Annotated in this window: 20 protein-coding genes; 14 read left to right on the plus strand and 6 right to left on the minus strand. The window is 29.3% G+C overall.

Annotated features, from left to right (window positions below; translation table 11 throughout):
- Positions 1 to 198: 198 nt before the first annotated feature.
- Positions 199 to 1074: a TIGR01777 family oxidoreductase gene (locus B5464_RS02025; RefSeq protein ID WP_079736987.1), complete on the minus strand. Its 876-nt coding sequence runs from the start codon at positions 1072 to 1074 to the stop codon at positions 199 to 201.
- Positions 1075 to 1188: 114 nt separating this feature from the next.
- On the opposite strand from B5464_RS02025, the gene B5464_RS02030 reads away from it, so the two are divergent.
- The 5 genes from B5464_RS02030 (at position 1189) to B5464_RS02050 (ending at position 8510) form a co-directional block, all read left to right on the plus strand.
- Entirely contained in the window at positions 1189 to 2313 is a 1125-nt protein-coding gene (locus B5464_RS02030) for a VWA domain-containing protein (protein WP_077809759.1), read from the plus strand.
- 63 nt (positions 2314 to 2376) lie between these two features.
- Positions 2377 to 3843, plus strand: a complete 1467-nt coding sequence (locus tag B5464_RS02035) for a magnesium chelatase (RefSeq protein WP_079736988.1) — start codon at positions 2377 to 2379, stop codon at positions 3841 to 3843.
- A 406-nt stretch (positions 3844 to 4249) separates the two neighbouring features.
- Entirely contained in the window at positions 4250 to 6343 is a 2094-nt protein-coding gene (locus tag B5464_RS02040) for an HAD-IIB family hydrolase (RefSeq protein ID WP_079736989.1), read from the plus strand.
- 4 nt (positions 6344 to 6347) lie between these two features.
- Complete coding sequence (locus B5464_RS02045) at positions 6348 to 7622, plus strand: glycosyltransferase (RefSeq protein ID WP_079736990.1); 1275 nt, start codon at positions 6348 to 6350, stop codon at positions 7620 to 7622.
- Positions 7623 to 7628: 6 nt separating this feature from the next.
- Positions 7629 to 8510: a PfkB family carbohydrate kinase gene (locus B5464_RS02050; protein ID WP_079736991.1), complete on the plus strand. Its 882-nt coding sequence runs from the start codon at positions 7629 to 7631 to the stop codon at positions 8508 to 8510.
- A gap of 8 nt (positions 8511 to 8518) precedes the next feature.
- Here B5464_RS02050 and B5464_RS14545 read toward each other — a convergent pair whose 3' ends face one another.
- The 3 genes from B5464_RS14545 to B5464_RS02065 all read right to left on the minus strand — a co-directional run bounded on the left by B5464_RS14545 (position 8519) and on the right by B5464_RS02065 (position 11880).
- On the minus strand, positions 8519 to 9310 hold the full coding sequence (locus B5464_RS14545) for a M23 family metallopeptidase (RefSeq protein WP_079736992.1): 792 nt from the start codon (positions 9308 to 9310) through the stop codon (positions 8519 to 8521).
- A 1-nt stretch (position 9311) separates the two neighbouring features.
- Positions 9312 to 10640, minus strand: a complete 1329-nt coding sequence (locus B5464_RS02060) for a M28 family peptidase (protein WP_079736993.1) — start codon at positions 10638 to 10640, stop codon at positions 9312 to 9314.
- Positions 10641 to 10758: 118 nt separating this feature from the next.
- Positions 10759 to 11880, minus strand: coding sequence for a DUF2914 domain-containing protein (locus B5464_RS02065; protein WP_079736994.1), 1122 nt, complete (start codon positions 11878 to 11880; stop codon positions 10759 to 10761).
- 148 nt (positions 11881 to 12028) lie between these two features.
- Between B5464_RS02065 and yaaA the strand changes: the two genes are divergently transcribed.
- Together yaaA and B5464_RS02075 are read left to right on the plus strand one after the other, a co-directional pair.
- Entirely contained in the window at positions 12029 to 12787 is a 759-nt protein-coding gene (yaaA, locus tag B5464_RS02070; protein ID WP_079736995.1) for a peroxide stress protein YaaA, read from the plus strand.
- Positions 12787 to 13161 (plus strand): DUF2809 domain-containing protein, encoded by a 375-nt coding sequence (locus tag B5464_RS02075; RefSeq protein ID WP_079736996.1) that lies wholly within the window; start codon positions 12787 to 12789, stop codon positions 13159 to 13161. The genes yaaA and B5464_RS02075 overlap by 1 nt, the downstream gene beginning before the upstream one ends.
- On the opposite strand, the gene B5464_RS02080 is transcribed toward B5464_RS02075, so the two are convergent.
- Entirely contained in the window at positions 13158 to 14582 is a 1425-nt protein-coding gene (locus tag B5464_RS02080) for an L-serine ammonia-lyase (RefSeq protein WP_079736997.1), read from the minus strand. The genes B5464_RS02075 and B5464_RS02080 overlap by 4 nt on opposite strands.
- Before the next feature lie 89 nt (positions 14583 to 14671).
- Complete coding sequence (locus B5464_RS02085) at positions 14672 to 15013, minus strand: DUF2853 family protein (RefSeq protein ID WP_077811369.1); 342 nt, start codon at positions 15011 to 15013, stop codon at positions 14672 to 14674.
- 239 nt (positions 15014 to 15252) lie between these two features.
- Here B5464_RS02085 and dnaK point away from each other — a divergent pair, with 239 nt between their 5' ends.
- The 7 genes from dnaK to B5464_RS02120 all read left to right on the plus strand — a co-directional run bounded on the left by dnaK (position 15253) and on the right by B5464_RS02120 (position 26627).
- Positions 15253 to 17160 carry a molecular chaperone DnaK gene (dnaK, locus tag B5464_RS02090; protein ID WP_077809768.1) on the plus strand — a complete coding sequence of 636 codons (1908 nt, stop codon included), beginning with the start codon at positions 15253 to 15255 and terminating at the stop codon, positions 17158 to 17160.
- Between the two features lie 264 nt (positions 17161 to 17424).
- Entirely contained in the window at positions 17425 to 20319 is a 2895-nt protein-coding gene (locus B5464_RS02095) for a sensor histidine kinase (RefSeq protein WP_079736998.1), read from the plus strand.
- Positions 20320 to 20323: 4 nt separating this feature from the next.
- Entirely contained in the window at positions 20324 to 21076 is a 753-nt protein-coding gene (locus tag B5464_RS02100) for a LytTR family DNA-binding domain-containing protein (protein WP_077809770.1), read from the plus strand.
- A gap of 114 nt (positions 21077 to 21190) precedes the next feature.
- Positions 21191 to 23755 carry a T9SS type A sorting domain-containing protein gene (locus tag B5464_RS02105; RefSeq protein ID WP_079736999.1) on the plus strand — a complete coding sequence of 855 codons (2565 nt, stop codon included), beginning with the start codon at positions 21191 to 21193 and terminating at the stop codon, positions 23753 to 23755.
- A gap of 93 nt (positions 23756 to 23848) precedes the next feature.
- Positions 23849 to 24736, plus strand: coding sequence for a metallophosphoesterase (locus tag B5464_RS02110; protein WP_079737000.1), 888 nt, complete (start codon positions 23849 to 23851; stop codon positions 24734 to 24736).
- Positions 24737 to 24742: 6 nt separating this feature from the next.
- A complete protein-coding gene (locus B5464_RS02115) occupies positions 24743 to 25267 on the plus strand; it encodes a hypothetical protein (protein WP_079737001.1) in 525 nt (174 codons plus the stop codon).
- A 64-nt stretch (positions 25268 to 25331) separates the two neighbouring features.
- Positions 25332 to 26627, plus strand: coding sequence for an NAD(P)/FAD-dependent oxidoreductase (locus B5464_RS02120; protein ID WP_079737002.1), 1296 nt, complete (start codon positions 25332 to 25334; stop codon positions 26625 to 26627).
- The last annotated feature ends 2 nt before the right edge of the window (positions 26628 to 26629 follow it).

The following is a 26629-nucleotide window of genomic DNA, read 5'->3' on the forward strand; positions in this document are numbered from 1 at the left end:
CTAACTTCGTTTACATAAATCCCCTAGCTTTTATTACCTATAAGTTATACCCCCATATATTTTATAGGTTATAAAAAACAAAAAAGACGAACTTATCAGTTCGTCTTTTTACTTTAAACTACACCAAACATAACATTCCCCCAAACGTTACATTTAATATATCATAAACTTAATTTATATAAAATAAGCTTGTTTCTATTACATTTTACGCAATGCTTTTTCTAAACTTTCAAATTTAAATTTAAAACCAGTATTTAAAATTTTACTACTAGATAACCTACTACCTTCTAAAAGGATAACTGCCAATTCTCCGAAAACTAATTTTAACAGAAAACCAGGTACGGCTATTGGTAAAAAAGGTCTACCGATAGAATTTGCTAATATTTTAGAAAAAGATTTACTTGTGTGAAATTCTGGAGAAACGGCATTAAAAACTCCTTCAAAATTTTCTTCAACAGATTTTAAATATAAATTACATAAATCTTCGATATCAATCCAAGACATATATTGGTTTCCAGAACCTAACGGAGAAATTATAGGTGTTTTCATTTTTTCTAACGCACCACCTTTTTTAGACAATACAATACCTGTTCTTAATATTGTTACGGGTATATTTAACTCTTTAAATTTATTTGCCGCATTTTCCCACTTTAAACAAACCTCTCCTAAAAAATCATCTCCAGATTTATCATTTTCTTTAAAAACATTATTCACTGTTTTTGCTCCGTAGTAATTACTACCCGAAGCAGAGATAAAACCTTTTAATTGAATATCTAATTTTTTAATCTTATCGAAAAGTAAATTGGCAGTCTCTACCCTACTATCAATAATAATTTGTTTTCTTTTATCAGTCCATCTTTTATCTGCAATACCAGCTCCTGCTAAATGAATTATATAATCGATATTTGTCAATGCTTTTTCATCAACAAATCCTTTAGAAATATCCCATTTAAATTCATTCTCATTGGAAGGATTTCTGCTAAGAATTCTTACTTCATGATTATTAGCTAGTAAAACTTCTGTTAATTTACTACCAACTAAACCTGTACCTCCTGTAATTAATATTATAGACATGCGACAAATATATATAATTTTGTTTAATCTTTTTGTATTTTTGTAAAACAATAAGGTTTTTAAATTAACTTTTTAGAAAGATTTAAAATAACTAAATGTTGTATTTTTATTATGATGAAAAAAAATAAAATAAGAAAAGGATTTGTTTTTAAATCTTACGAAGCAGAAAACATCTCTCCTTTTGAAAAACTTTTCGAAATATTTAAAGAACTAATTACACATACTTCTGGTGATTTTGATGAAGCCATCGATTGGTTAAGATCTTTGGATGTAGAGTATAAATTAACCGATGAAAATTATACGATTGATGATTTTGTAGAAGACCTAAAAAAGAAAGGTTACATCAAAGAAGAAATCGATGGTAATGGAGTTGGCGGAACAAAAATTACTGCAAAAACAGAGCGTGCTATTAGACAACAAGCGTTAAATCATATTTTTGGTAAAATTAAAAGAAGCGGTGCTGGTAATCATAAAAGTAAATCGCCAGGAATTGGAGATGAACATACTGGTGATTTTAGAGCATATCAATTTGGAGACTCCTTAGACAAGGTTTCTATGACAGAAAGTATAAGAAACGCACAAGTTAATAACGGAATTAACGATTTTAATCTTACAGAAAATGATTTAGTTGTAGAAGAAACGCTGCATAAAAGCCAAATGAGTACTGTTTTAATGATAGACATTAGTCATTCTATGATTTTGTATGGCGAAGACAGAATTACGCCTGCTAAGAAAGTTGCCATGGCTTTGGCTGAATTAATTACAACAAGATACCCAAAAGACACTTTAGATATTATCGTTTTTGGTAACGATGCTTGGTCTATCAAAATTAAAGATTTACCATATTTACAAGTTGGTCCTTATCACACAAATACGGTTGCGGGTTTAAATTTAGCTATGGATTTGTTAAGAAGAAAAAGAAACACCAACAAACAAATATTTATGATTACCGACGGAAAACCAAGTTGCTTGCGTTTACCCGATGGTCAATATTATAAAAACAGTAATGGTTTAGATAAATACATTGTAAACAAATGTTATGCAATGGCACAACAAGCAAGAAAATTACACATTCCTATCACAACTTTCATGATTGCACAAGATCCGTATTTAATGCAATTTGTTAGAGCATTTACCCAAGCAAATCAAGGTAAAGCGTTTTATACCGGTTTAAAAGGTTTAGGAGAAATGATTTTTGAAGACTACGAAACCAATAGAAAAAAAAGAATTAAAGGATAAATAATACAAGTAGTAAAAATAGAACTATAAAATATTAATTACTGCAAGTAAAAGAAAACTCAAATGAATATAAGCGGCATAAATACACTAGGAGATTTAAAAAAATCTGGATACGAATCGAAATCTATAAAAGATGAATTAAGAGAAAACCTCATCAGTAAAATGATGAATAAAGAAACCATTTTTAAAGGTGTACATGGATATGAAAATACAGTAATACCAGAATTAGAAAGAGCTATTTTAAGTAAACATAACATCAATTTATTAGGTTTACGTGGTCAAGCAAAAACTAGATTGGCAAGATTGATGTTGACCTTGTTAGACGAATACATTCCGGTAGTAAAAGGTTCTGAAATTAATGATGATCCTTTAAACCCAATATCTAGATTTGCAGTAGAATTAATCAAAGAAAAAGGAGATGACACATCTATTTTTTGGTTGCATAGAAACGAACGTTTTGCAGAAAAATTAGCAACGCCAGATGTTACTGTAGCAGATATAATTGGTGATGTAGATCCTATTAAAGCTGCCAATTTAAAACTAAGTTACGCAGATGACAGAGTTATTCATTACGGAATGATACCAAGAGCAAACCGTTGTATTTTTGTAATTAATGAATTGCCAGATTTACAAGCTAGAATTCAGGTTGCTTTATTTAATATTCTACAAGAAGGAGATATTCAAATTCGTGGTTTTAAATTACGCTTGCCTCTAGATATGCAATTTGTATTTACAGCAAATCCAGAAGATTATACAAACAGAGGTAGTATTGTTACACCTTTAAAAGATAGAATTGGTTCTCAAATTCTTACACATTATCCTGCAGATATAGAAACAGCTAAAATAATTACCGCACAAGAAGCAAATAAAGTAGCATCACAAAAAGAGTTTATAGAAGTACCAGAACTAGCTAAAGATTTATTAGAGCAAATTGTTTTTGAAGCTAGAGATAGCGAATATATAGATGCTAAAAGTGGTGTAAGTGCAAGATTAAGTATTTCTGCATTCGAAAACTTATTAAGTACTGCAGAAAGAAGAGCCATTATATCTGGCGATTCAAGAACAATGATTCGTTTAAGCGATTTTGATGGAATTATACCTGCCATTACTGGTAAAGTAGAATTGGTTTATGAAGGTGAACAGGAAGGTGCACACGTAGTTGCAGAAAAATTAATTAGAACTGCTATTAAAAATCTTTTTCCTGATTATTTTCCTGAAATTAAAAAATTAGAAAAACAAGAAGAAGAATCTCCTTATGACACTATTGTTTCTTGGTTTTTTAATATTGATACTGATTTTGAGTTATTAGATGATTATTCTGATAAACGATACAAAAGTGAATTAGATAAAATAGAACCCTTGCAAAAATTAATTACAAAGTATCAACCAAACATGAATGATACAGATACTTATTTTATGAAAGAATTTGTTCTTTGGGCTTTGGTAGAGTATAAAAAATTAAGCAAACAACGTTTTACAGAAGGTACTCAATTTAAAGATCCTTATGGTAATTTTATAAACGGATTATAATTTACTTAAAGACCTTACAGATATAAAAATTTGTGAGGTCTTTTTAATGAATTAAATACCTTCGGATAATCTATATCTAAAACCGAAATAAAAGACTTCACAACCTCTTCTATACTTTTATTTAAATTGATAGTACTATCAATTTAAAAAAAGACACTTATTTTTTCAATTTAAAGAGTTTTAATAATTAGGTAAATAAAGATACTTAATTATTAAACACACAATTCTTCGTCATTTTTAAAATACGATTCTACTCCCCTTAATATTCCTTATATAGTATTTTTTGATAGGCTTAATTATCACAATCATAAAAATTAAATCTTAAGCTCTTTGCGCCTTGCCTAACCTGTTAATTTTTAATAATTTAAGAGAAAAATATAATTTTCTACTTAAAAATTACACTAAAATGAGCGTAAATAACTTAAAAATTGAAAATGAAATAAAGCTTTTATCTTTTGATATAGACAACACATTAATCGATTTTCATACCTACAAAAGTAATTTCAAAAAAGTTTGGGATAAGTACAGAAAAAATAACAAAACAATTCTTACATATAACACTGGGCGTTTAATAGATGATGTTTTACATCTTATTAATAAAAACATTTTACCAGAACCCGATTATATTATTTCTGGTGTTGGTACACATATTTATAATTTTAAAGACAAAGCTGTAATTAAAGAGTTTAATGATGTTTTAGATGATGGATGGAATTTAAATGCTGTAGAAAACATTGTTAAAAAAATAGAACACCCTATTAGCGATCAACCAAGCAAATTTCAACATTCTTATAAGAGAAGTTACTTTTTTCATGATGCAAACACAGAACTTATAGAAAGTATAGAGCAAGATTTTATAGATGCCAACATGGATGTTAACGTTGTATATTCTGGTAATAAGTTTTTAGATATTTTACCAAAATGGGCAAACAAAGGTAACGCCTTGCAATGGCTACTTAAAAAACTAAAAATTTCTACAAACCAAGTTTTAGTTGCTGGAGATAGTGGTAATGACTCTGCCATGTTCGACCTTAAAAACGTCTATGGTATTGTTGTTTCTAATGCACATGAAGAACTATATATTTATACAAAACATAAAAAAGTTTATCACACAGAAAAAACAAAAGGAGATGGTGTTATAGAAGGGTTAATTTTCTACGGAATATTTCCTGAAAAAGCCATTAAAGATATTGTAATAGATCATTCTGATGACTTTTTTATAAAAAGGGAAAAGGAAAATATAGCACAAGAAGATACAGATGAAAAAATTGCCTTAATTAAAGAAGGATACATAAAAGCGATAGAAGCTTTAAAGAAAAATATTACACCACTTGGTTTTTCGGCTTGTTCTATTAAAGATAATATACCAAACGGCACCGACGAAAATTACCACAGCGTTTGGGCAAGAGATGGCGCAATTACAGTAATTGGTTCTCTTTCTTTAATAGATGATGAAGAAATTCATCAATGTCAAAGACAAACATTAATTACGTTATTAGAACATATTTCTAGAAACGGACAAATACCTGCCAATGTTCGCTTAAAAAATGAAGAACCAGATTATTCTGGTGTAGGCGGAATTTGCTCTATCGATAGCGGAATTTGGGTAGTTATTGCATTTTATGAATATGTAAATGTTACAAAAGATATTGCCTTTTTAAGAAAATACATTGATGCCATTAAAGAAACCATGCGTTGGTTAGGTGCACACGATAGTAATAACGATGCACTTTTAGAAATACCAGAAGCTGGTGATTGGACCGATCTATTTGGAAGAAGTTATAACATTTTATATGATGAGATTTTATGGTACAGATCTAACGTTTGCTTTGGTAGAATGTTAGAAATGTTAGGTAATCATGAAGAAGCTGGTGAATATATTAGGTGGTCTCAAGTAATTAAAAAAGAAATCGTTCAAAACTTTTGGCCTTCTACGCAGCAAAAATTATTTCAATCTGTATCATTTGCAGAAAAACAATTTACACTTGGTGATACTTCTTATTTAATAGCACAAACTACACCTTTCGATTTTAGTTGGCGTTGTGATACTTTAGGTAATATTTTAGCCTTTTTACATGGCACAATAGATGCAGAAAAAGCGCATCAAACATTTAAATTTATGTTGGGTGTTGGTGTAAATGATCCTTTTCCTGTTGCCAACGTTTACCCAGTAGTTAGTCCTGGAGACCCAGATTGGAAACCTTACTATACCGTAAATCTTTTAAATCTACCAAACCATTACCACAACGGCGGAATTTGGCCTTTTGTTGGTGGCTTTTGGGTGAAATTTGTTAACAAACTTGGTTTTAGAGATATCGCAATTGCAGAACTTTACAAGCTTGCGCTTATCAATAAAGAAGGTATAACAGACGAATGGGAATTTACAGAATGGGCTCATGGTACAACAGGTAAACCAATGGGTAAAGCTTACCAAGCTTGGTCTGCCGCACAATATATTTCTGCGTGTAGTAATTTAAAAATAATCAATACAAAAAAATAAAAATATGAAATCGATTTTAATGATCTCTTTACATGGGTATGTTGGAGCAAATGCAGAACTAGGAAAACCAGATACAGGAGGCCAAGTAGTATATGTTTTAGAATTAGCAGACAGGTTTAGTAGATTAGGCAAACGTGTAGATTTAGTAACAAGACAATTTGAAGACCAACCAGAATACGATCATGTAGATGATAATTTTAATATTTGGAGGATTCCTTTTGGTGGAAAAAAATTCATCCGAAAAGAAGATATGCACGACCATCTTAAAAAGTTTGTTACAAACACTTTAGCAGCCATCAAAAAAGAGAATAAAAAATATGATGTTGTTTATTCTCATTATTGGGATGCTGGTTGGGCAGGACAGAAAATAGCAGAAGAATTAGGTATTTGTCACGTTCATACACCACATTCTTTGGGTTGGTGGAAACAGCACACCATGGGAAGTGATATGGACGAAAAGGAAATGGAAAAAACCTACCGATTTAAAGAACGTATTAGAAAAGAATATTTTGTGTATCAAATGTGTAATTATGTAATTGCAACAACGTTACCTCAAGTAGATTTATTAATTCAGCAATACGATGTTTTGTCTAGAAACTGCAGTATGATTCCTCCTGGAATAGACGAGAATCGATTTTTTCCTGTTCCTTCAAAAGAAAATGACAAGATTCGTTTAAAATACGATATAAAACCTACCGATATTTTAGCATTAGGAAGAATGGCGCATAATAAAGGATACGATTTACTTCTACATGCTTTACCAACCGTATTTGAATTGTGTCCGGAAGCGAGATTGGTCGCTGCAATTGGTGGAGACTCTCAGCAAGACAGAGATGGTATTGAAAAATTGAAAGAATTGGCAGAAGAACTTGGTATTACAGATAAAATAAAATGGAAAAATTATATTTCTGATGAAGATTTAGCAAACGTATACAGATCTGCAAGTATCTTTGTAATGCCTTCTAGATACGAACCTTTTGGTATGGTTGCAATTGAAGCAATGGCTTGTGGTACGCCAAGTGTTGTAACTGTGCATGGTGGTTTGTGCGATTTAATAGATTTTGGAAATCAAGCTTTATTTGCAGATCCGCATAGACCAACAGAGTTTGGCGCAATGATGGCAATGCCGCTCTTGTATCCTAATTTAAGAAACGAAATGTCTGTGGAAGGAGCTCGTTTTGCAAGAAGAAATTTTGGTTGGACAGGTATTGCTAAAAGAATGTTGACTATTTTTAACAGCTCTATAAATCAACAAACAATGGAAACTAATATATTTTAATATTCTATGACAAAATTTGTGTGTTTTGGTGAAGTTTTATGGGATGTTTTTGATACTCATAAAAAAATTGGAGGCGCTCCTTTAAATGTTGCCAATAGGTTAAAGTCTTTTCATAATAATGTAGCAATAATAACTGCCGTTGGTAATGATGAGTTAGCAAAACCTATCTTAAAATTAATAGAAGATTTAAAAATTAATTTAGACGCAGTTTCTATTTTAAATGATTACAATACTGGCGAAGTCAATGTAACATTAAATAATAAAGGTTCGGCAACTTATAGCATTCCACAACCAAAAGCATGGGACAAAATACCTTATACAAAAGCATCAGAAAACTTAGTAAAACAAGCTGATGCCTTTGTTTTTGGAAGTTTAATAACAAGAGACAACGTTTCTAAAGAAACTTTATTTAAACTATTAGAATTATCTAATTATAAAATTTTCGACGTTAATTTAAGAGCTCCTTTTTATCAGAAGGAGGTTTTAATAGATTTAATGTACAAAGCAGATTTTATTAAATTTAATGATGATGAACTCTATGAAATTTCTGATTTTCTAGGTTCAAAATTTAATAATTTAGAACAGAATATTCATTTTATATCAGAAAAAACAAAAACAAAACATATTTGTGTTACAAAAGGAGAACACGGTGCCGTTTTATTGTACAACTATTGTTTATTTTACAATAGCGGTTATAGAATTAAGGTTAAAGATACTGTAGGTTCTGGCGATTCTTTTTTAGCTTCTTTAATTAGTAAATTGCGAAATGGTGCTACACCACAAGATTCTATAAACTTCGCCTGTGCTGTTGGTGCTTTGGTAGCTGCAAATGAAGGTGCAAATCCTGTTATTTCAGCAAAAGAAATTAATGCTTTTAGTTTGATATAATTATTACATTAATTATGTAATGCGTATTTACCTTTCTTGTATTTAGAACTTGGTATACTATCTAGTATAAACGGAATTGAAACCAAACCATTTTTTGTTGGCTTATAAATAGTGAAATGCAAATGCGGTTCTGAAGAAAAACCTGTATTACCAGAATAACCAATAATTTGACCTTTTTTAATCGAATCACCTTTACTAACTAACACGCCATTTTTCTTAAAGTGCGCATATTGAACATAAGTACCGTCTTTATGCATTGCAAAAACAACATTTGCTTTGTTTAGATACTTTTTACTTGTACCATTTTTTTCAAAATGATTTTTTACATCTACAACTATGGCATCTCTTATAGCACATACTTCTTGCCCAATTTTCATTTTAAAATCTATAGCATATTTTGATGTTATTTTATAGTGAGAATAACTGCCAAAATTACCTTGTAAAACTCTATAACGTTTCCCTTTTAAAAAAGGCAATTGGTAATTATAAAGCGTATCATAATTCTTTAAATTAGAAATACCATAATAACCATAGAATTTGTAATGCTCTAATACATAATTGGTATCAACAACAGATTTATTGAATTTTAATAAGACTTTTTCACTCTTCTTATCAATATCTATAAACTGTTCTTTGGCAGTTTTATCTACTATTTTAATAAATATAGGAGAAACATTCTTGTTTTTGGTAATTACAAAAATTGAATCTGTAGTTAGATTGAATTTAATATAATTTGGTTTTTTATATGTTTCTGAACACGAGACCAATAAAAAACCAATAATTAAAATTCTAAAAATCACTTTATCTCCATATTTTATTCGGAAAAACTACAACACTTTCATGACCGTTCTCTCCTACTGCAGAAACACCAAAAAAGAAATTATCTATAACAATACCTTCTAAAGTAAACTCTGTAGTTTCTACATATCTAGAATGATCCCAGGTTGGTGAAGTTGTATCTCTCCAATAAATCTTGTAACCTTTAGCTCCGTCAACTTTACTCCATTTTAATTTTGCACTAGCTTGTACAATTCCGCCAATGGCAACTTCTTTAGGAGCTTCTGGTGCCCATGCCAAACTTGCTAAATTAATTGCATTTACAGCAGTTAATTTTTTAGCATACGGAAAATTAACATGTTCAAAAGTATCACCATAATTAATTCCGTTTTCGGTTCTAATATCTTGGTGCTGCTGTGTATAATTTTCATGAGCTTCCATGATTCTAATTCCTGCAAAACCTAAATCGTTAAAAGGTCTATGATGCCCACCTCTACCAAATCTATCCAATCTATAAATCATCATCGGATTCATTTCTGGCATATATGTTTTTACATTATTATGAATATATCTTGCCAACTGCCTAGAAATACCATCTACTTCTCCACCATAAAAACGTCTCATTCTTCTTTGTCTTTCAGATTCATTTGCTGGTACTGGTTCAGAAAAAATTCTAAAAGATCTGTTATCAATTACTCCATCAACTCCTTCGATATTACCAATCATATCATTGTTTAAAATTCCGATAATATCCCAATTATTATCTTTTGCATATTTGGCTAAACCTGCACCTCCAAAAAGACCTTGCTCTTCACCCGATAGACCAACATAAATAATACTACTTTCAAATTTATATTTACTTAAAACTCTTGCCGCTTCAATGGTTCCTGCCATTCCAGATGCGTTGTCGTTTGCTCCGGGTGCATCCGTTGTAAAATCCATAGTATTACTAGCTCTCGAATCTATATCACCACTCATAATAACATATTTGTTTGGATATTTTGTTCCTTTTTGAACCGCAACAACATTTACAACCCAAGCATCATGTGGCACTCTTCCGTTTCCTTTTTTGGTAACAAAATCTTTCTGATAAAACACATCAATACAATTGTTACAGTCTTTAGAAATAGATTCGAATTCAGACTTTATCCATCTTCTTGCAGCGCCAATACCGCGTGTGTTAGAAATGGTATCAGAAAATGTATTACGAGTACCAAATTCTGTTAACCTTTTAACATCAGCTTTAATTCTATCTGCAGAAACAGCATTAATAATATCGTAAATTTTTGCGTCTGTTTGTGCTGAAAGTGATACTGAAACAAACAAGAATAATAGTATTGTAATTTTTTTCATGATTGATGTATTTAAGATTTAAAATAATTTTTTTAAATCTATAAAGTTGAATGAATTTGAATGATTTGTTAAAAATATGAATTTTTAAACAGATAGAAAATCTACAAATTATATTGTATTAAAATTCTCTAACTTTTAAGTTGGTTTTTTTAGAGGATTTACCTGTTTTTATGTTGAAATCTACGACACCTAAAACCAAATCTTCTTCTGTAATTACCTCTACCTTCCACATACCATCTTTTACGTTGTTTTTATAACTGTAGCCTCTATAACCATTGTCTCTTCCGCCGGTAATTTCAAAGCCAATTTTATCTAGATTTTGCCAACTATCTAAAGTTTTATTATACCATTTCCATTGATGATATATTTTCTTTTTTAAATCTGTTGGTGCAAATATCGAAGTAAAAACATATACAGGTTTGTTTATAGTTCTATTGAAATCTATTTTATGATCTCGCCAAAAGATATACCAATTGTCTATTTCATAAGAAACTTTATAATTACCATTTTGTATTTGAATATTGTGTGCAACTACACCTTTATCTAGTGCTAGTGGCACAGGCGGAATTAATCTGAAATAATAAAAAGTATTTATAAGTATGTAAATACTAAAAATTAAACCAATCATTTTCCACTTTACCATTGCTACTCTTGTAGAGTAACTATTTTTATAAACTAAAATTATTAGTGAAAATGTAGATACTAGGCTTATTAAACCAGAAATAATAAATATTTCTGTATTCATTTTTTTTAAAATCACCGGAATAAAAAAGCTCAAAAAAGTAAAATTTACAAAAAAATAAGCACCAAATTGCAAGTATTTATTTGAAACTCTTTTCTTAAAAAATTCATTTGCAAACAATAAAAAAAGTAAAATGAGAAAAAAAGATGCGGTCTTAGATAAAGAAACACTTCTAGAAAAATAAATTACATACGCACTTGTTAATCCTCCTAAAAAAAACTGAATGGCTAAAGGTAAATACGCTTCATTTTTTCTAAAAAAAGTATTTTTCCATTTGTCACCATCAACCAAATTATAAATGTAAATACTAGCTGTTAAAAGCGATATATAAGTGCATAGTATTACGATATCATAAACACGATCAATTCTACCAAGTGTTAAAGAATCCCAAGTAAAACCACCTATAAAAAAAAGTAAAGGCGCGTATTTTTGATGTCTTTTTATATACTGATAAAAACGAGACTCTTTGTACGTAATGTTTTTACTAATTCTTATCATTAAAAACTATAATTTTTATTAGTGAAGATAAATAAATTTTATCGATACAAATATCAGAATTTACTACTTATAATCTTTTAAATTTAACACAATCATTTGTACTTTTATCAAACAAAATTACAATTCTAATTTTTCAATTTTAAATAAAATGAAAATCATAATATCACCAGCAAAGTCTTTAGATTTTGAAAGCAAAGCATCTACAGAAATCTTTACACAACCACGTTTTTTAGATAAATCTGAAAAATTGAGTAAAAAATTAAAATCGATTTCTAAAAATAAATTATCAGAATTAATGAAAATTTCCGATGATTTAGCTGCACTTAATTATGATAGAAACCAAGCTTGGAGCACTCCTTTCACAAAAGAAAATGCAAAACAAGCAATTTATTCTTTTACCGGAGCCGTTTTTCAAGGAATTGATGTAACAACTTTAAAAGAAGATAAAATACCCGTTTTACAAGATAAACTTAGAATTCTTTCTGGCTTGTATGGTTTATTAAAACCTTTAGATTTAATTCAACCATATCGTTTAGAAATGGGAACAAAATTAAAGGTAGGTAGAACAGAAAACTTATATAAGTTTTGGGATAATGACTTAGCAGATTCTCTTAATAACGAATTAACTGATGACGAATTGCTTGTAAATTTAGCAAGCTCAGAGTATTTTAAGGCTTTACCTAAAAAAACATTAAAAGTACCAATGATAACACCTGTTTTTAAAGATTTTAAAAACGGACAGTATAAAACAATTATGACCTATGCCAAAAAAGCTCGTGGTTTAATGGTACGCTATATTATAGAAAACGATGTTGAAACTATAGAGGATTTAAAAGGATTTAATGTAGATAAATATCGTTTTTCTGAAGAAATCTCTTCTGGTAACGATTTGGTTTTTACAAGATAATGCAAATCAATAAAAAATATCTTTTATTCTTTTTACTAATATTTTTTGTAGAAATTTTAATTGCTTTATTTGTAAGAGATCAATTTATTAGACCTTTTATAGGCGATGTATTGGCAACCGTTTTACTGTTTGCTTTTTGTAGAATATTTTACAAGGGTAACGCTTTAAAATTAGCTCTTGGCGTTTTAATATTCTCATTTACCATAGAGCTTTTACAATATTTAAAATTGATAGAAATTCTTGGTTTACAAAATAACAAAATAGCGGTTACAGTTTTAGGCGCAACTTTCGATTGGTTAGATCTTTTAGCATATCTTTTAGGAGTTTCAATTTCTTATTTTATTGATAAAAAATTAAATACTCCTAAAAATTAGCAATCTACCATTCTTACGGTTACAGCCAAACCACCTTCTGATGTTTCTTTGTAATTCTTATTCATGTCTTTCGCAGTTTCCCACATAGTATCAATCACTTTATCTAAATGCACTAAAGATTCTTTAGGATTGGTTTCTAATGCAATTTCTGCTGCATGAATCGCTTTAATTGCGCCCATAGAATTACGTTCTATACAAGGCACTTGTACCAAACCAGCAATAGGATCGCAAGTTAAACCCAAATGGTGTTCCATTGCAATTTCTGCTGCTGATAAAGATTGAGCTGGTGTACCGCCTAACAATTCTGTTAATGCACCCGCAGCCATTGCAGAAGAAACACCAATTTCTGCTTGACAACCACCCATAGCTGCAGAAATCGTAGCATTTTTCTTAAAAATACTACCAATTTCTCCCGCAGTTAATAAGAATTGTTTAATTTGTTTAAAATCTGCTTCATGATTTTCAATAACCAAATAATACATCAATACTGCCGGAATAACACCTGCACTTCCATTTGTTGGTGCTGTAACTACCCTTCCTAAAGATGCATTTACTTCGTTAACAGATAATGCAAAACAGCTTACCCATTTTAAAATTTCTCTAAACTTAACTTCTGTACTTCGAATTGCCTTAATCCATTCTTGTGGATTTTTATAAGTCGCGTCTTTTATTAATTTTTGATGTGTGCCAAAAGCTCTTCTCTTTACATTTAAACCACCGGGTAACGTACCTTCTGTATGACAACCAATATACATACACTCTAACATTGTATCCCAAATTCTAGACAATTCTGCGTCTATTTTTTCTGCGGAATTTATTTCTAATTCATTTTTAAAAACAATATCAGAAATTAATAAGTTTTCTTTTTCACAATATTCTTCTAACTGTATCGCTCTATTTATTGGATACGGAAAATTCTTTTTATTGATTTCTATCTCTTCTTCTAAATGATCATTTTCTTGAACAATAAAGCCTCCACCAATAGAAAAATAAGTTTCGGTAGAAATTTCTTCACCTTTACAAAAACCTCGAAAAGTAACACCATTGGAATGAAAAGGTAAAAAATCTCTATTAAAAACTATAGAATCCTTGTAAAAAGGTACTGTTTTACCTCCTTTAAAATAAAGCTCTTCTTGTGTATTAATTCTATCAACAATAATAAAAACGTCTTCGATAGGTATGTACTCAGGGTCTGCTTCACTTAAACCTAATAAAATTGCCAAATCTGTGGCGTGCCCCTTACCTGTTAAAGATAAAGAACCGTACAAATCTACTTTTACAGCATCTAACTTTTCTAAAAGATTATGCTCTCTTAACGTTTTAACCCACTGTTCTGCAGCGCGCCAAGGACCTAAAGTATGTGAACTAGATGGGCCAACGCCAATCTTTAACATATCAAAAACACTAATAAATTGCGACATTCGTAAAAATGATTAATAAATATGCTGTAAATGTAAAAAATCCAACTCAATGAGTTGGATTTTTTTATATAATTTAAAAAGATATATTTCTACATTCCGTAAACAGACTCTTTATTAAACTCTTTAGCTAACATATAGTAAACAACTGCTCTGTATTTATTTCTTTCAGATTTACCTATTGCATCTACAACTTTAGCAATAGCTTCGTCCAATTTTGGTCCATCTTCTAAACCTAACTTCTTCATTAAGAAATTTTTCTTAACAGTTAATAATTCTTTTGCATCAGAACCAGACACAGTTTCTGCATCTCTTTTATAAATAGATGGCCCTAAACCTTTAGTTACTGCTTTTAATAAATCAGCATCATAACTTAGACCTTTTTCGTCCATAAACTTAGAATACTGTGCTACTTTCTCGTCAAATTTACTCATGATTTTTTCTTTATTTTTTAAAAAATTAATTGAACTATCCAAATATAAGGAATTTAAAATTGTATTCAAATATTCTTTGTGTTCAATAAATTAGACACAATTTATGTCATAATGTCACATAAATAATTCGTCATTTTTAAAAAAAACTGACATTTCATAATAAATAACCAGTTGGCACACCCTTTGACTATAGTGTGAATGTAAAATTGAATTTAAAAAATTAATATAAAATAATTATTATGAGTAAAATAATTGGAATCGATTTAGGAACAACAAACTCTTGTGTTTCTGTAATGGAAGGAAATGAGCCAGTTGTAATTCCTAATGCTGAAGGAAAAAGAACTACACCATCTATTGTTGCCTTTGTAGAAGGAGGAGAACGTAAAATTGGTGACCCTGCAAAAAGACAGGCAGTAACAAACCCAACAAAAACAGTTTCTTCTATTAAACGTTTTATGGGTAATAAATTTTCTGAATCTTCTAACGAAGTTAAAAGAGTACCTTATAAAGTAGTAAAAGGAGATAATGATACACCTAGAGTAGATATTGATGGTCGTTTATATACACCTCAAGAAATTTCTGCAATGGTTCTTCAAAAAATGAAAAAAACTGCTGAAGATTATTTAGGATCTGATGTAACTTCTGCAGTTATTACAGTACCTGCATATTTTAACGATGCACAAAGACAAGCTACTAAAGAGGCAGGTGAAATTGCTGGTTTAAAAGTAGAAAGAATTATTAACGAGCCTACTGCAGCTGCTTTAGCTTATGGTATGGACAAAGCTAATGATGATAAAAAAATTGTTGTTTTTGATTTTGGTGGTGGTACACATGATGTTTCTATCTTAGAATTAGGAGACGGAGTTTTTGAAGTTTTAGCTACAGATGGTGATACGCATTTAGGTGGAGATGATGTTGATGCTAAAATTATCGATTGGTTAGCTGCAGAATTTAAAGCTGATGAAAACATGGATTTAACTACAGATCCTATGGCTTTACAACGTTTAAAAGAAGCTGCAGAAAAAGCGAAGATTGAATTATCTTCTTCTGCTTCAACAGAAATTAACTTACCTTATATTACTGCAACTGCAAGCGGTCCTAAACACTTAGTTAGAACTTTAAGCAGATCTAAATTTGAGCAGTTAATTGATGATTTAATTAAAAGAACTATTGAGCCATGTAAAACTGCATTAAAAAATGCTGATTTATCAACTTCTGAAATAGATGAAATTATTTTAGTTGGTGGTTCTACTAGAATACCTGCAATACAAGAAGCTGTAGAAAAATTCTTTGGAAAATCACCAAGTAAAGGAGTAAACCCAGATGAGGTTGTTTCTTTAGGTGCTGCAATACAAGGTGGAGTTCTATCTGGAGATGTTAAAGATGTATTATTATTAGATGTTACACCTTTATCTTTAGGTATCGAAACAATGGGGAATGTTTTCACTAAATTGATAGATGCAAACACAACTATTCCTACAAAAAAATCTCAAGTATTTTCTACTGCTGTAGACAACCAACCTTCTGTAGAAATTCACGTTTTACAAGGTGAAAGAGCAATGGCAGCAGACAACAATACAATTGGTCGTTTCCATTTAGATGGTTTACCACCAGCACAAAGAGGTGTACCTCAAATTGAAGTAACTTTTGATATTGATGCCAATGGTATTATTAAAGTTTCTGCTTTAGATAAAGGTACAAACAAATCTCATGAAATTAGAATCGAAGCTTCTTCTGGTTTATCTGAAGAAGAAATCGAAAAAATGAGACAAGATGCTGAAGCTAATGCAGAAGCTGATAAAGCTGCTAAAGAAACTGCGGAAAAAGTAAATGGAGCTGATTCTATGATCTTTCAAACAGAAAAGCAATTAAAAGAATTTGGTGATAAATTATCTGATGATAAAAAAGGACCAATTGAAGCTGCTTTAGTAGAATTAAAAGCTGCACATGAATCTAAAGACTTAGCACAAATTGATGCTGCTATGGAAAAGATAAATGAAGCTTGGAAAGTTGCTTCTGAAGAAATGTATGCTGCTGAACAAGCTGCAGGTGGCGCAGATGCAGGTGCACAACAAGGTCAACCAGAAGCTGGTAATGCAGATCAAGGTGACAATGTAGAAGATGTAGATTTCGAAGAAGTAAAGTAAGCAGATAACAAAATTTCATTAGAAATTTTAAGTAAATCACTTTTGCTAATTTAATTTTAGCACTTATTCAAAAAAAGAAAATTATATTCTTTAAATATTTTAAAACGCAATCATTAATTTGATTGCGTTTTTTATTTTAACAAACTTTAGATTCTTAAATAATTTAAAATAAATAACAACTCATTACAAGAAATAAACGCTTCACTAAAAAATTGAAAACAAAAATATTTAAATTAGTAAATTTATAACCAAATATAAATCCTATTGAAATTATTAAGAATTTTATATCTATTTCTTATTATTTGTAATGCTATTTCTAGTAACGCACAAGAACCAGTATCTATACATTTAACAGATAAAGATGGTTTACCAGACATAGAATTTTATTCTATGAAAGAAGATAAAGAAGGATTTATTTGGTTTGCATCTGATAAAGGATTGCATAGATATGATGGTAAAGTATTTAAGCAATTTTCTCATCCAGATAAAAAAGGTCGATCTCTATTTAACCTAAAAATTGGTCCAGAAGGAAGAGTTTGGTGTAATAATATTGCAGGCCAGTTTTTTTATGTAGAAAATAATAAACTGGTTTTATTTAATGATTATCAAAAAGAATTAAAAGGTCAACTGGCAGACTATATTTTTTTCAATAAAAAACTTTTAATAAGACAAAGAGACAACATTCTCTCTATAAATATTAAAACAAAAGAAATCAAATCTATTTATAAAAATGCAAATACAACTAGTATTGGAATCACAATGCCTAATCAATATCTGTTTTTAAATAGAGATAATAATATTGTTTTACTAGATACCTTACTTAAAAAATCTAGTTTTAAATTAAAAACCAAAGAAAATATTACATTTTTCTCTCATTTTACAAAAGCAAACAACAAAGTCTTTATTGCTTTTAAAGACAATATATTAAACAGGTCTTTATTGGTTTCTGTAGATATAGACCATAAATCTACAACACAAATTAAACTTCCTAAAAAAATTAAAAACTCTAAAATTAGTAGGATTACAAACATCAATAATCAATTATATTTAGCTACAAATAAAGGAGTTTTTATCACAGAATCTCATCAAGGTAAATTAATTCTTACAACTCATTTTTTAAAAGATAAAATGATAACAGATATTATTGAAGACAAAAATAATATCATTTGGGTTGCCACATTAAAAAATGGTGTTTTTGTAATACCTAATAAAAATTTAAAGCAATTTAATACTTTTAAGAACGTACAAATAATAGAGCAAAAAAATGATTCGATTTGTTATTTAGCTAAAAGAAATGGCGAATTATTAGAGTTAAATATCAAAACTAATAAGCTACATAAAAATTTAATTATAGATGAAACACCCATACGAGCTTTAGATTATAATAAAAGCAACAATACACTTTTATACTTTTCCGATTATCAAAACCTGGTGTATTCTAATAATTATAGCAAGAAAAAAGAGATAACTAAATTTGGATCTATAAAATCTGTTGCTTTTGTTAATGACACTACGTTTCTTATAAGTTCTTCATCAGGTACAAAAATTGTGAATCCTAAAAATAATTACACAATAAGTAATATTAGATCACACGAGTCTATTTATTCTGCAACAAATAAAAAAATATTTTTGGCAGATGTAGAAGGTTTAAAAGTTTATGATGAAAATTATTTAAAAGAACCAAATATTACCTACAAAAACAAACCTATTTATGGTTTTAATATTGTAGAAACAAACAATGGTTTAATATGGGTTGCTACTTATGATAACGGTATTTTAGGTATTAAAAACAATAAAGTTATTTATCATTTAAATGAAACGAATGGTCTTGCATCTAATGACATTAATTGCATCAGTGCAGATAATGAAGGTTTATGGATTTCTACAGATAAAGGTTTGCAATACTATAACAGCAACTTAAATGAAGTAAAAGTACTAACCAAGCAAGACGGTATAAATTCTTACAAAATTAAAGATTTAGAAATTTTAGGAGATTTTTTAATTTACACCAATAATCTAGGTGTTTATGGCTTTAATAAAACTAAAATTTTTAAGCAAAAGGAACCTCCTTCTATATATCTTACAAAGATTTCTATTCAAGAAAAACCAGTAGAAATTAAAAAAAAATATGTTTTAGACCACAATAAAAGCAATGTTGATATTAGTTTTAACACAAAAGAATTTCAATCTGTAAAACACATTATTTACGAATACAAATTTGCAAAAGATAAAGATTGGACGATTTTAAGAGAAGAAGTAGATTTTGTTAAATTCATAAATTTGGCACCTGGTAATTATATCTTTCAATTACGTGCAAAAAACAAATTCAGTAAAAATTATTCGAAAACAATAGAACTAAATTTTGAAGTACTTGCCCCAATTTATCAAAGATGGTGGTTTATTTTAATAGGTTTCCTTTTAATTGTATTGCTAACGATTACTTATGTAAACACAAAAACAAAAAGGCTAAAAAGATTACAAGCAAAAGAATTAGAAAAAGAGAGAATTAGTAAAGCTTTGGTTTTTTCTCAATTAGAAAACCTTAGATCTCAAATGAATCCTCATTTTATATTCAACGCTTTAAATTCCATTCAGGATTACATCATTTTAAACGAAAAAAAATTAGCGAGACAGTATTTAGTTAAATTTTCTAGATTAATTAGAACCTATTTAGAACACAGTCAAGAAACAAATATCACTTTAGAAGAAGAAATAAAAGCTTTAAAACTCTATTTAGAATTAGAAAAAGATAGATTTAATAACGAACTTATTTTTACCATTTTTATAGATGATGAAATAAACACAAAAACAATATTTGTACCGTCTTTATTTATACAACCTTATGTAGAAAATGCCATAAAACATGGTTTATTACATAAAAAAGGTAGCAAAATTTTAAATTTAAATTTTTCACTAAATTCAACCAACAAAAAAATTATTTGTACTGTTGATGATAACGGAATTGGTAGAAATGCTTCTGAGATTATAAAGAAAAGAACTAAATTTCCTAAATCTTTTGCAACAAAAGCAAATCAAAAAAGAATAGATCTAATAAACTCTACAACAACAGAAAAAATAGAAATAGAAATTATAGATAAAGTAGCCGATGATAACAAACCAACGGGAACTAAAATAATTCTTACAATACCAATACAATAATTTTATGAAAGTTTTAATAATAGATGATGAAAGTCATGCTAGAAATGTTTTAGCTACATTACTAGAAGAAGAATGCAATGGTGTAGAAAATATTTATCAAGCTACTAATTTAAGCGAAGGTGTATCTATCATAAAATCAAAAAAACCTCAACTAATTTTATTAGATATAGAAATGCCACAACAATCTGGTTTAGAAATTTTAGATTATTTTAAAGGTGAACCTATAGATTTTAAAATAGTATTTACAACTGCCTACAATCAATATGCAATTGAGGCTTTTAAAACTTCTGCAGTAGATTATTTACTTAAACCCATAGATTCTGATGAACTAAAATCTGCTGTAAATAAAGTAAAAGTAATATCAGAAAACTTATCGGTAAAAGATAAAATATTGACTTTAGAAAAATCTTTTCAGCAATTAGCTCTTAATAAAATTGCGTTAGACTTACCTCGTGGTATTAAGTTTATATCGCATGACAAAATTTTATTTTTTGAAGCAGATGGTGTATACACTAAAGTACACTTGGTAAATGGATCATCAGAAACTATTTGTAAAACTTTAAAGCATTTTACAGATCAATTAGCAGACAAACCTCTTTTTTACAAACCACACCGTTCTTATTTAATTAATTTAAAATTTATGGACGAACTTATTAAAAAAGACGGAATACACATTGTTATGCAAAATAAAAGAACCATACCAATTGCTAGAGATAGAAAAGATGCATTCTTAAAAATGATTAACAACACATTTTAAACAATTTAATTAAAAATTACAGTTCACTAAATTTTTTAAACGGTTCACTAAATAATTTACTCTAACAACTAGTACTTTTTTCATTTTTACATCAACAAATTAAAAAAAGAAAAAATGAAATTAAAATTACTATTATTAGTGTTATTTGTAACGGTAACAACTTTTGGACAAAACTGGTCTCAAGTTGGTACAACACAATTTACCAACTTTGCTTCTGACGCCGTCATAGCAACAGACCCATCTACCGGTGATCCATATGTTGCTATTGTAGAACCTCTAAGTTCTAGCAAAATTTCTGTTAAAAAGTTTGATGGTACAAACTGGGTTTCTCAAGGCACTTTAGTTGGTGAAAATGCAATAAATATCGCTTTAGCCATTAATCCGGTTAACAATCAACCTGTTGTTGCATATAGAGACACAACTGATTCTACTTTGTACGCCTATACATTTGATGGAACAGCATGGTCTTTAATAATGAATTATAATGTTACGCTTAAAAACCATAAAGTTCAAATTCAATTTAACGCCGCGGGTGACATGCGATTTTCTGGACATGAAAGCAATGATAGATTGGTAGTAGTTGAAAAGAAAATGTCGGGTCCAATTACTAAATATACTACTCCGAAATATTATGGTACCGAAAATAAATTTGATTTTAATGCTTTTAACAAATACTACATTGCAAATAGAGTCTATCAATCTAGAAGTGAATGGGAAATTCATAAAATATCAGTAGATAGATATGGTATAACAGATTTTACGATAAGACCACGTTCTTACGGTGGAGGAACAGAAATCACTTTAAAAAATATTTCTGGAATTTCTGATAATGATTTTGTTGCCGCCTTTGATGTATCTGCAAGATATAACAGCACTACAGGTATAACAGAACCTGCTAATGAGGTTGTAATTTACAATAATACAACAGAGGTAAAAAGAATTGGTGCAGTAAATGAAATTGTTCAATTCAGAAAAAACTTTGTAAATAATCAATTATATGTTATGTATGCAGAAAAAAATTCTGCTGATATTGCTTTTCAGAGTTATAATTCTATTACAGATAGCTGGTCTAATTTACCAGCAACTAGTATTGATAGTAATAGTAGCGCTAACTTCTTTATAAACATGGCTATCGATAAAATAGATGGTTCTATTTATGTAGTATATTTAGATGGTTCTAAAGCTTCCGTTAAGAAGTTTTCAATAATTAAACCTGCTAATCAACCTATAATTTATGTAGATAAAAACTCGCCGAATGTAAATGGAAATGGTAGCTCTTGGACAAATGCAAACCCTAGTTTACAAAGTGCTTTACAAAATATTACTAGTTTAACTGAAGAAATTTGGGTTGCAAAAGGCACATATTATGCAAGTACAACAGACAGAAGTGAATCTTTTAACATTATATCTAATAATAACTTAAAACTATATGGTGGTTTTGATGGATCAGAAACCTCTATTTCTGAAAGAGATATTTCTAGTAATCCAACAATATTATCTGGCGATTTAAATAATGATGATTCTGGTGCATTGGCATTTAACAACACTACAATGGCAGAAAACACTTACAACATTGTAAAAGTAAGTGCAGAAGATGTATTATTAGATGGTTTTACAATTACAAATGCAAATGCAAATGGTAGTACACAAAATGAACAAGAAGGAAGTGCTATAACGCTTTTACCAACTGTAAAAAACTTTGTGCTAAATAATAGCATTATTTCTAATAATATCAACCAAAGAGCTGGTAGTATTAAAAGTATAGATCCTTCGGCTAACGTATCAATATTATTTTCAAATTCAATTTTTAAAAATAATTTAGCAGCATTTGCAAATGCATTGTACAGCAGAACTCTTTCTGGAAAAATATTAAATTTTACCAGTGTAAATATGTTATATGATAGCAACATAATAGATAATGTAAACGGCTCTGGTGTATTTTGGTTTAGAAATGATCAGGGTGCATGTACAGTAAATGCAAAATTTATAAATGATACTTTTGTTAATAATACAGGTAATAGAGTGCCCTCTGCCGGTAATGACTTACCTGTTATAACCGTTGGGCAAACCAAAGGAGTTATAAAAACAGATATTTCTAACAGTATTTTCTGGAACAATACAGATGGTAATGGCAATATTGTACCTGCTTTGGGTAGAAACGGAAATGATGCATACCCAGATATTACAAATATGTTAGTAAGTAATAGTTTAGATTCAGATGGTTTTTCTAAAGTTACATATAAACAAAACATTATAACTTCAGATCCATTATTTACTAGTGCAACAGATTTTAGTTTAAAAGCAAATTCTCCTGCCATAAACATGGGTGATAATTCTAAAGTACCTGCAGATATTAATGCAGATATACTTGGCAATACAAGAATATTTGATACCACTGTAGATTTAGGAGCTTATGAGTTTGGCGCATCTGCAGTAGCAGGTTTAAGCGACATTAATAAAATAGCGTTTTCTGTGTATCCTAATCCAACAGTAAATGTTTTAAACATCAAGTTAAATGAAGATATCAAATTAGCAGAAATCTACAACTTACAAGGACAAAAAGTACTTTTTAGCAAACTAAAAACAATAAATACTAGCAAACTTAGTACCGGCATTTACCTTTTAAAAATAACAACAATCGATAATAATATTGGTTTAAAAAGATTTGTAAAAGAATAAAATCCCCCAAAAAAAGAAAAAGATACTAAAACGCAATCATTAATTTGATTGCGTTTTTTTGTAATGTGATATATTTGTAAAAAACATATTCTAATGAAAAAAATAGTTTTCTTTTTAATTTCAATAATCAGTATTGTTTCTTGTAAAAAAGAAGAAAATACTAACTTTAAAATTGGTGTAATTTCAGACTGCCAATATTGCCATTGCGACGTAAAATGGGATCGTTATTACAAAAAATCACCCACAAGATTAAAAGAAGCAGTACATACTTTAAATAAAGACACTTTAAGTTACACAATTCATTTAGGAGATTTTATAGACAAAGATTTTAAGAGTTTAGATAGTATTTTACCAACTTGGCATAAATTAAAATCAGAAACATATCATGTTTTAGGAAATCATGACTTTGAAGTAAAAGATTCCTTGAAAAAAGAAGTTATTAAAAAATTAAATTTAAAAAACAGATATTACAGTATTGTAAAAAATGATTGGCGTTTTATTGTTTTAGATGGTAATGACTTAAGTTTTTTTGGCGCTCTTTCTAAGGATAAAAAAAGACAAACTGACTCAATTTTTAATTTACTAAAGGATAACAACCTGCCTTTTGTAAAAAAATGGAATGGTGCATTAAGTTTTAAACAATTAAGTTGGATTAAGAATGAACTAGATATTGCAACAAAAAATAATGAGAAAGTTGGTTTTTATTGTCACTTCCCTATTTATCCAATCGATCAACATAATATCTGGAACAGAGAACAATTCTTAGCACTAATTAAGCCCTATACCAATGTTAAATTTTTCTTTAACGGACATAATCATGCCGGAGCATATGAATTAAAAGACAACGTGCATTATTTAACCTTTAAAGGTATGGTAGATACAGAAAATGAATCTGCCTTTGCAAATGTAGAATTCAAAAAAGATACAATTATTGTAAACGGTTTTTATAGAGAACCTTCTAGAAAATTAGTGATTAAATAATTACGATTGAAAACCTATAACAAAACAAATTTTTTTAAACATACTTTTTGTGAATTTACACAAATTGATAATTTTGATTTTCCAGAAAACACAATCTATGTAAGCAAATCTAATAGCATGTATTTCTATACAAGTGAAGGAGTTTACAGAAAATCAAACCACTGGGGAAGAGTTGCCAATTGCAGATGGAAATTAATTGCAGATAAAAATTATAAAAATCAGAATACGGTTACTGCTTATGCAAAATGGAGCTGCTTTTACCCTATTAATTCATCAGAAAAAAACTTTTATATTGAAGTTAATTTTGATGAAAAAACAGCTAAAATCAACCCTAAAAAAGAAAACACAACCAATTATTTATTTTCTTTTTCTGAAGCTCAAAAAAGAATCAAACAAATAACTCACTTATTTAAAGATGATAAGTGGGCTAAATATTTTGATGATGATGTTGAAATTATTAGAAAGAACATTATTTCGGAGTTTATAAATTCTGATAAAACATTGCAAGAAATAAAAATAAGATTCAAATAAGAAATCATCTGTTTTCTGTAAATTTGTCTTTCTCAATATAAAATCTAAAAGTTTTAACATCAATATGAACATACCACAAACTAGTTTTCCAAGAGTTGTAATTATTGGTGGCGGTTTTGCAGGTTTAGCTGCAGCAAAAGGATTAGAAAAGCAAGAATTGCAAGTTGTCTTATTAGACAAGCATAATTATCATACTTTTCAGCCTTTGCTATATCAAGTAGCAACAGGTGGTTTAGAGCCAGATTCTATTGCTTTTCCGTTAAGAAAAAGATTTAATGATGTAGATAATTTCTATTTTAGATTAGCAGAAGTAGATAAAATAAATACTGATACAAATACGATAGAAACCTCTATTGGAAATTTAGAATACGACGAATTAATAATTGCAACAGGTTCTACGACCAATTTTTTTGGAAACACAAACATCCAAAAATATGCCATGGAAATGAAATCTGTACCTCAATCTTTAAACATTAGAAGTTTAATTTTAGAAAACTTTGAAGAAGCACTTTTAACTTCTAATTACGAAGAAAGAAAAGCTTTAATGAATTTTGTAATTGTTGGTGGCGGGCCAACAGGTGTTGAGTTAGCTGGTGCTTTGGCAGAAATGAAAAAAGGAATTTTACCTAAAGATTATCCAGATTTAGACATTCGTCAAATGCAAATAAATTTAATACAAAGTTCTGGTGAAATTTTAAAAGGAATGAGCGCACAAGCTTCTGAAAAAGCAGAAGATTTTTTAATAAAATTAGGCGTTAATGTTTGGAAAAATTTACGTGTATTAGATTACGATGGTAAAACTGTAACCACAAACGGAGAAGATCATTTTAAAGCAGAAACCGTAATTTGGGCAGCTGGTGTAAAAGGACAAACTATTGATGGTTTAGAAGCAGAATGCGTAATAGAAAGAGCTGCAAGAATTAAGGTAAACGAGTACAATCAGGTTTTAAAGCATACAAATATTTATGCGATTGGAGATGTTGCTTGTATGTCAAACGAAAAAAATCCGTACGGGCACCCTATGATGGCGCAACCTGCAATACAGCAAGGTAAATTAGTTGCCAAAAATATCATTGCAAAATTGTTTAATAAAGAGTTAAAACCATTTGTTTACAACGATAAAGGTTCGATGGCTACGATTGGAAGAAACAAAGCTGTTGTAGATTTACCAAAATGGAAATTTCAAGGAATTTTTGCTTGGTTCGTTTGGATGTTTGTTCACCTTTTTTCTTTAATTGGTTTTAGAAACAGAGCTATTGTATTTTTAAATTGGGTTTATAATTACATACGTTTCGATAGAGAAACTCGTTTAATAATAAGACCTTTTAAAAAGAAAAACTTTTACTCTTTTAAAGATTAATT

Source organism: Polaribacter sp. KT 15 (genome assembly GCF_900143115.1).
Lineage (GTDB): Bacteria > Bacteroidota > Bacteroidia > Flavobacteriales > Flavobacteriaceae > Polaribacter > Polaribacter marinaquae.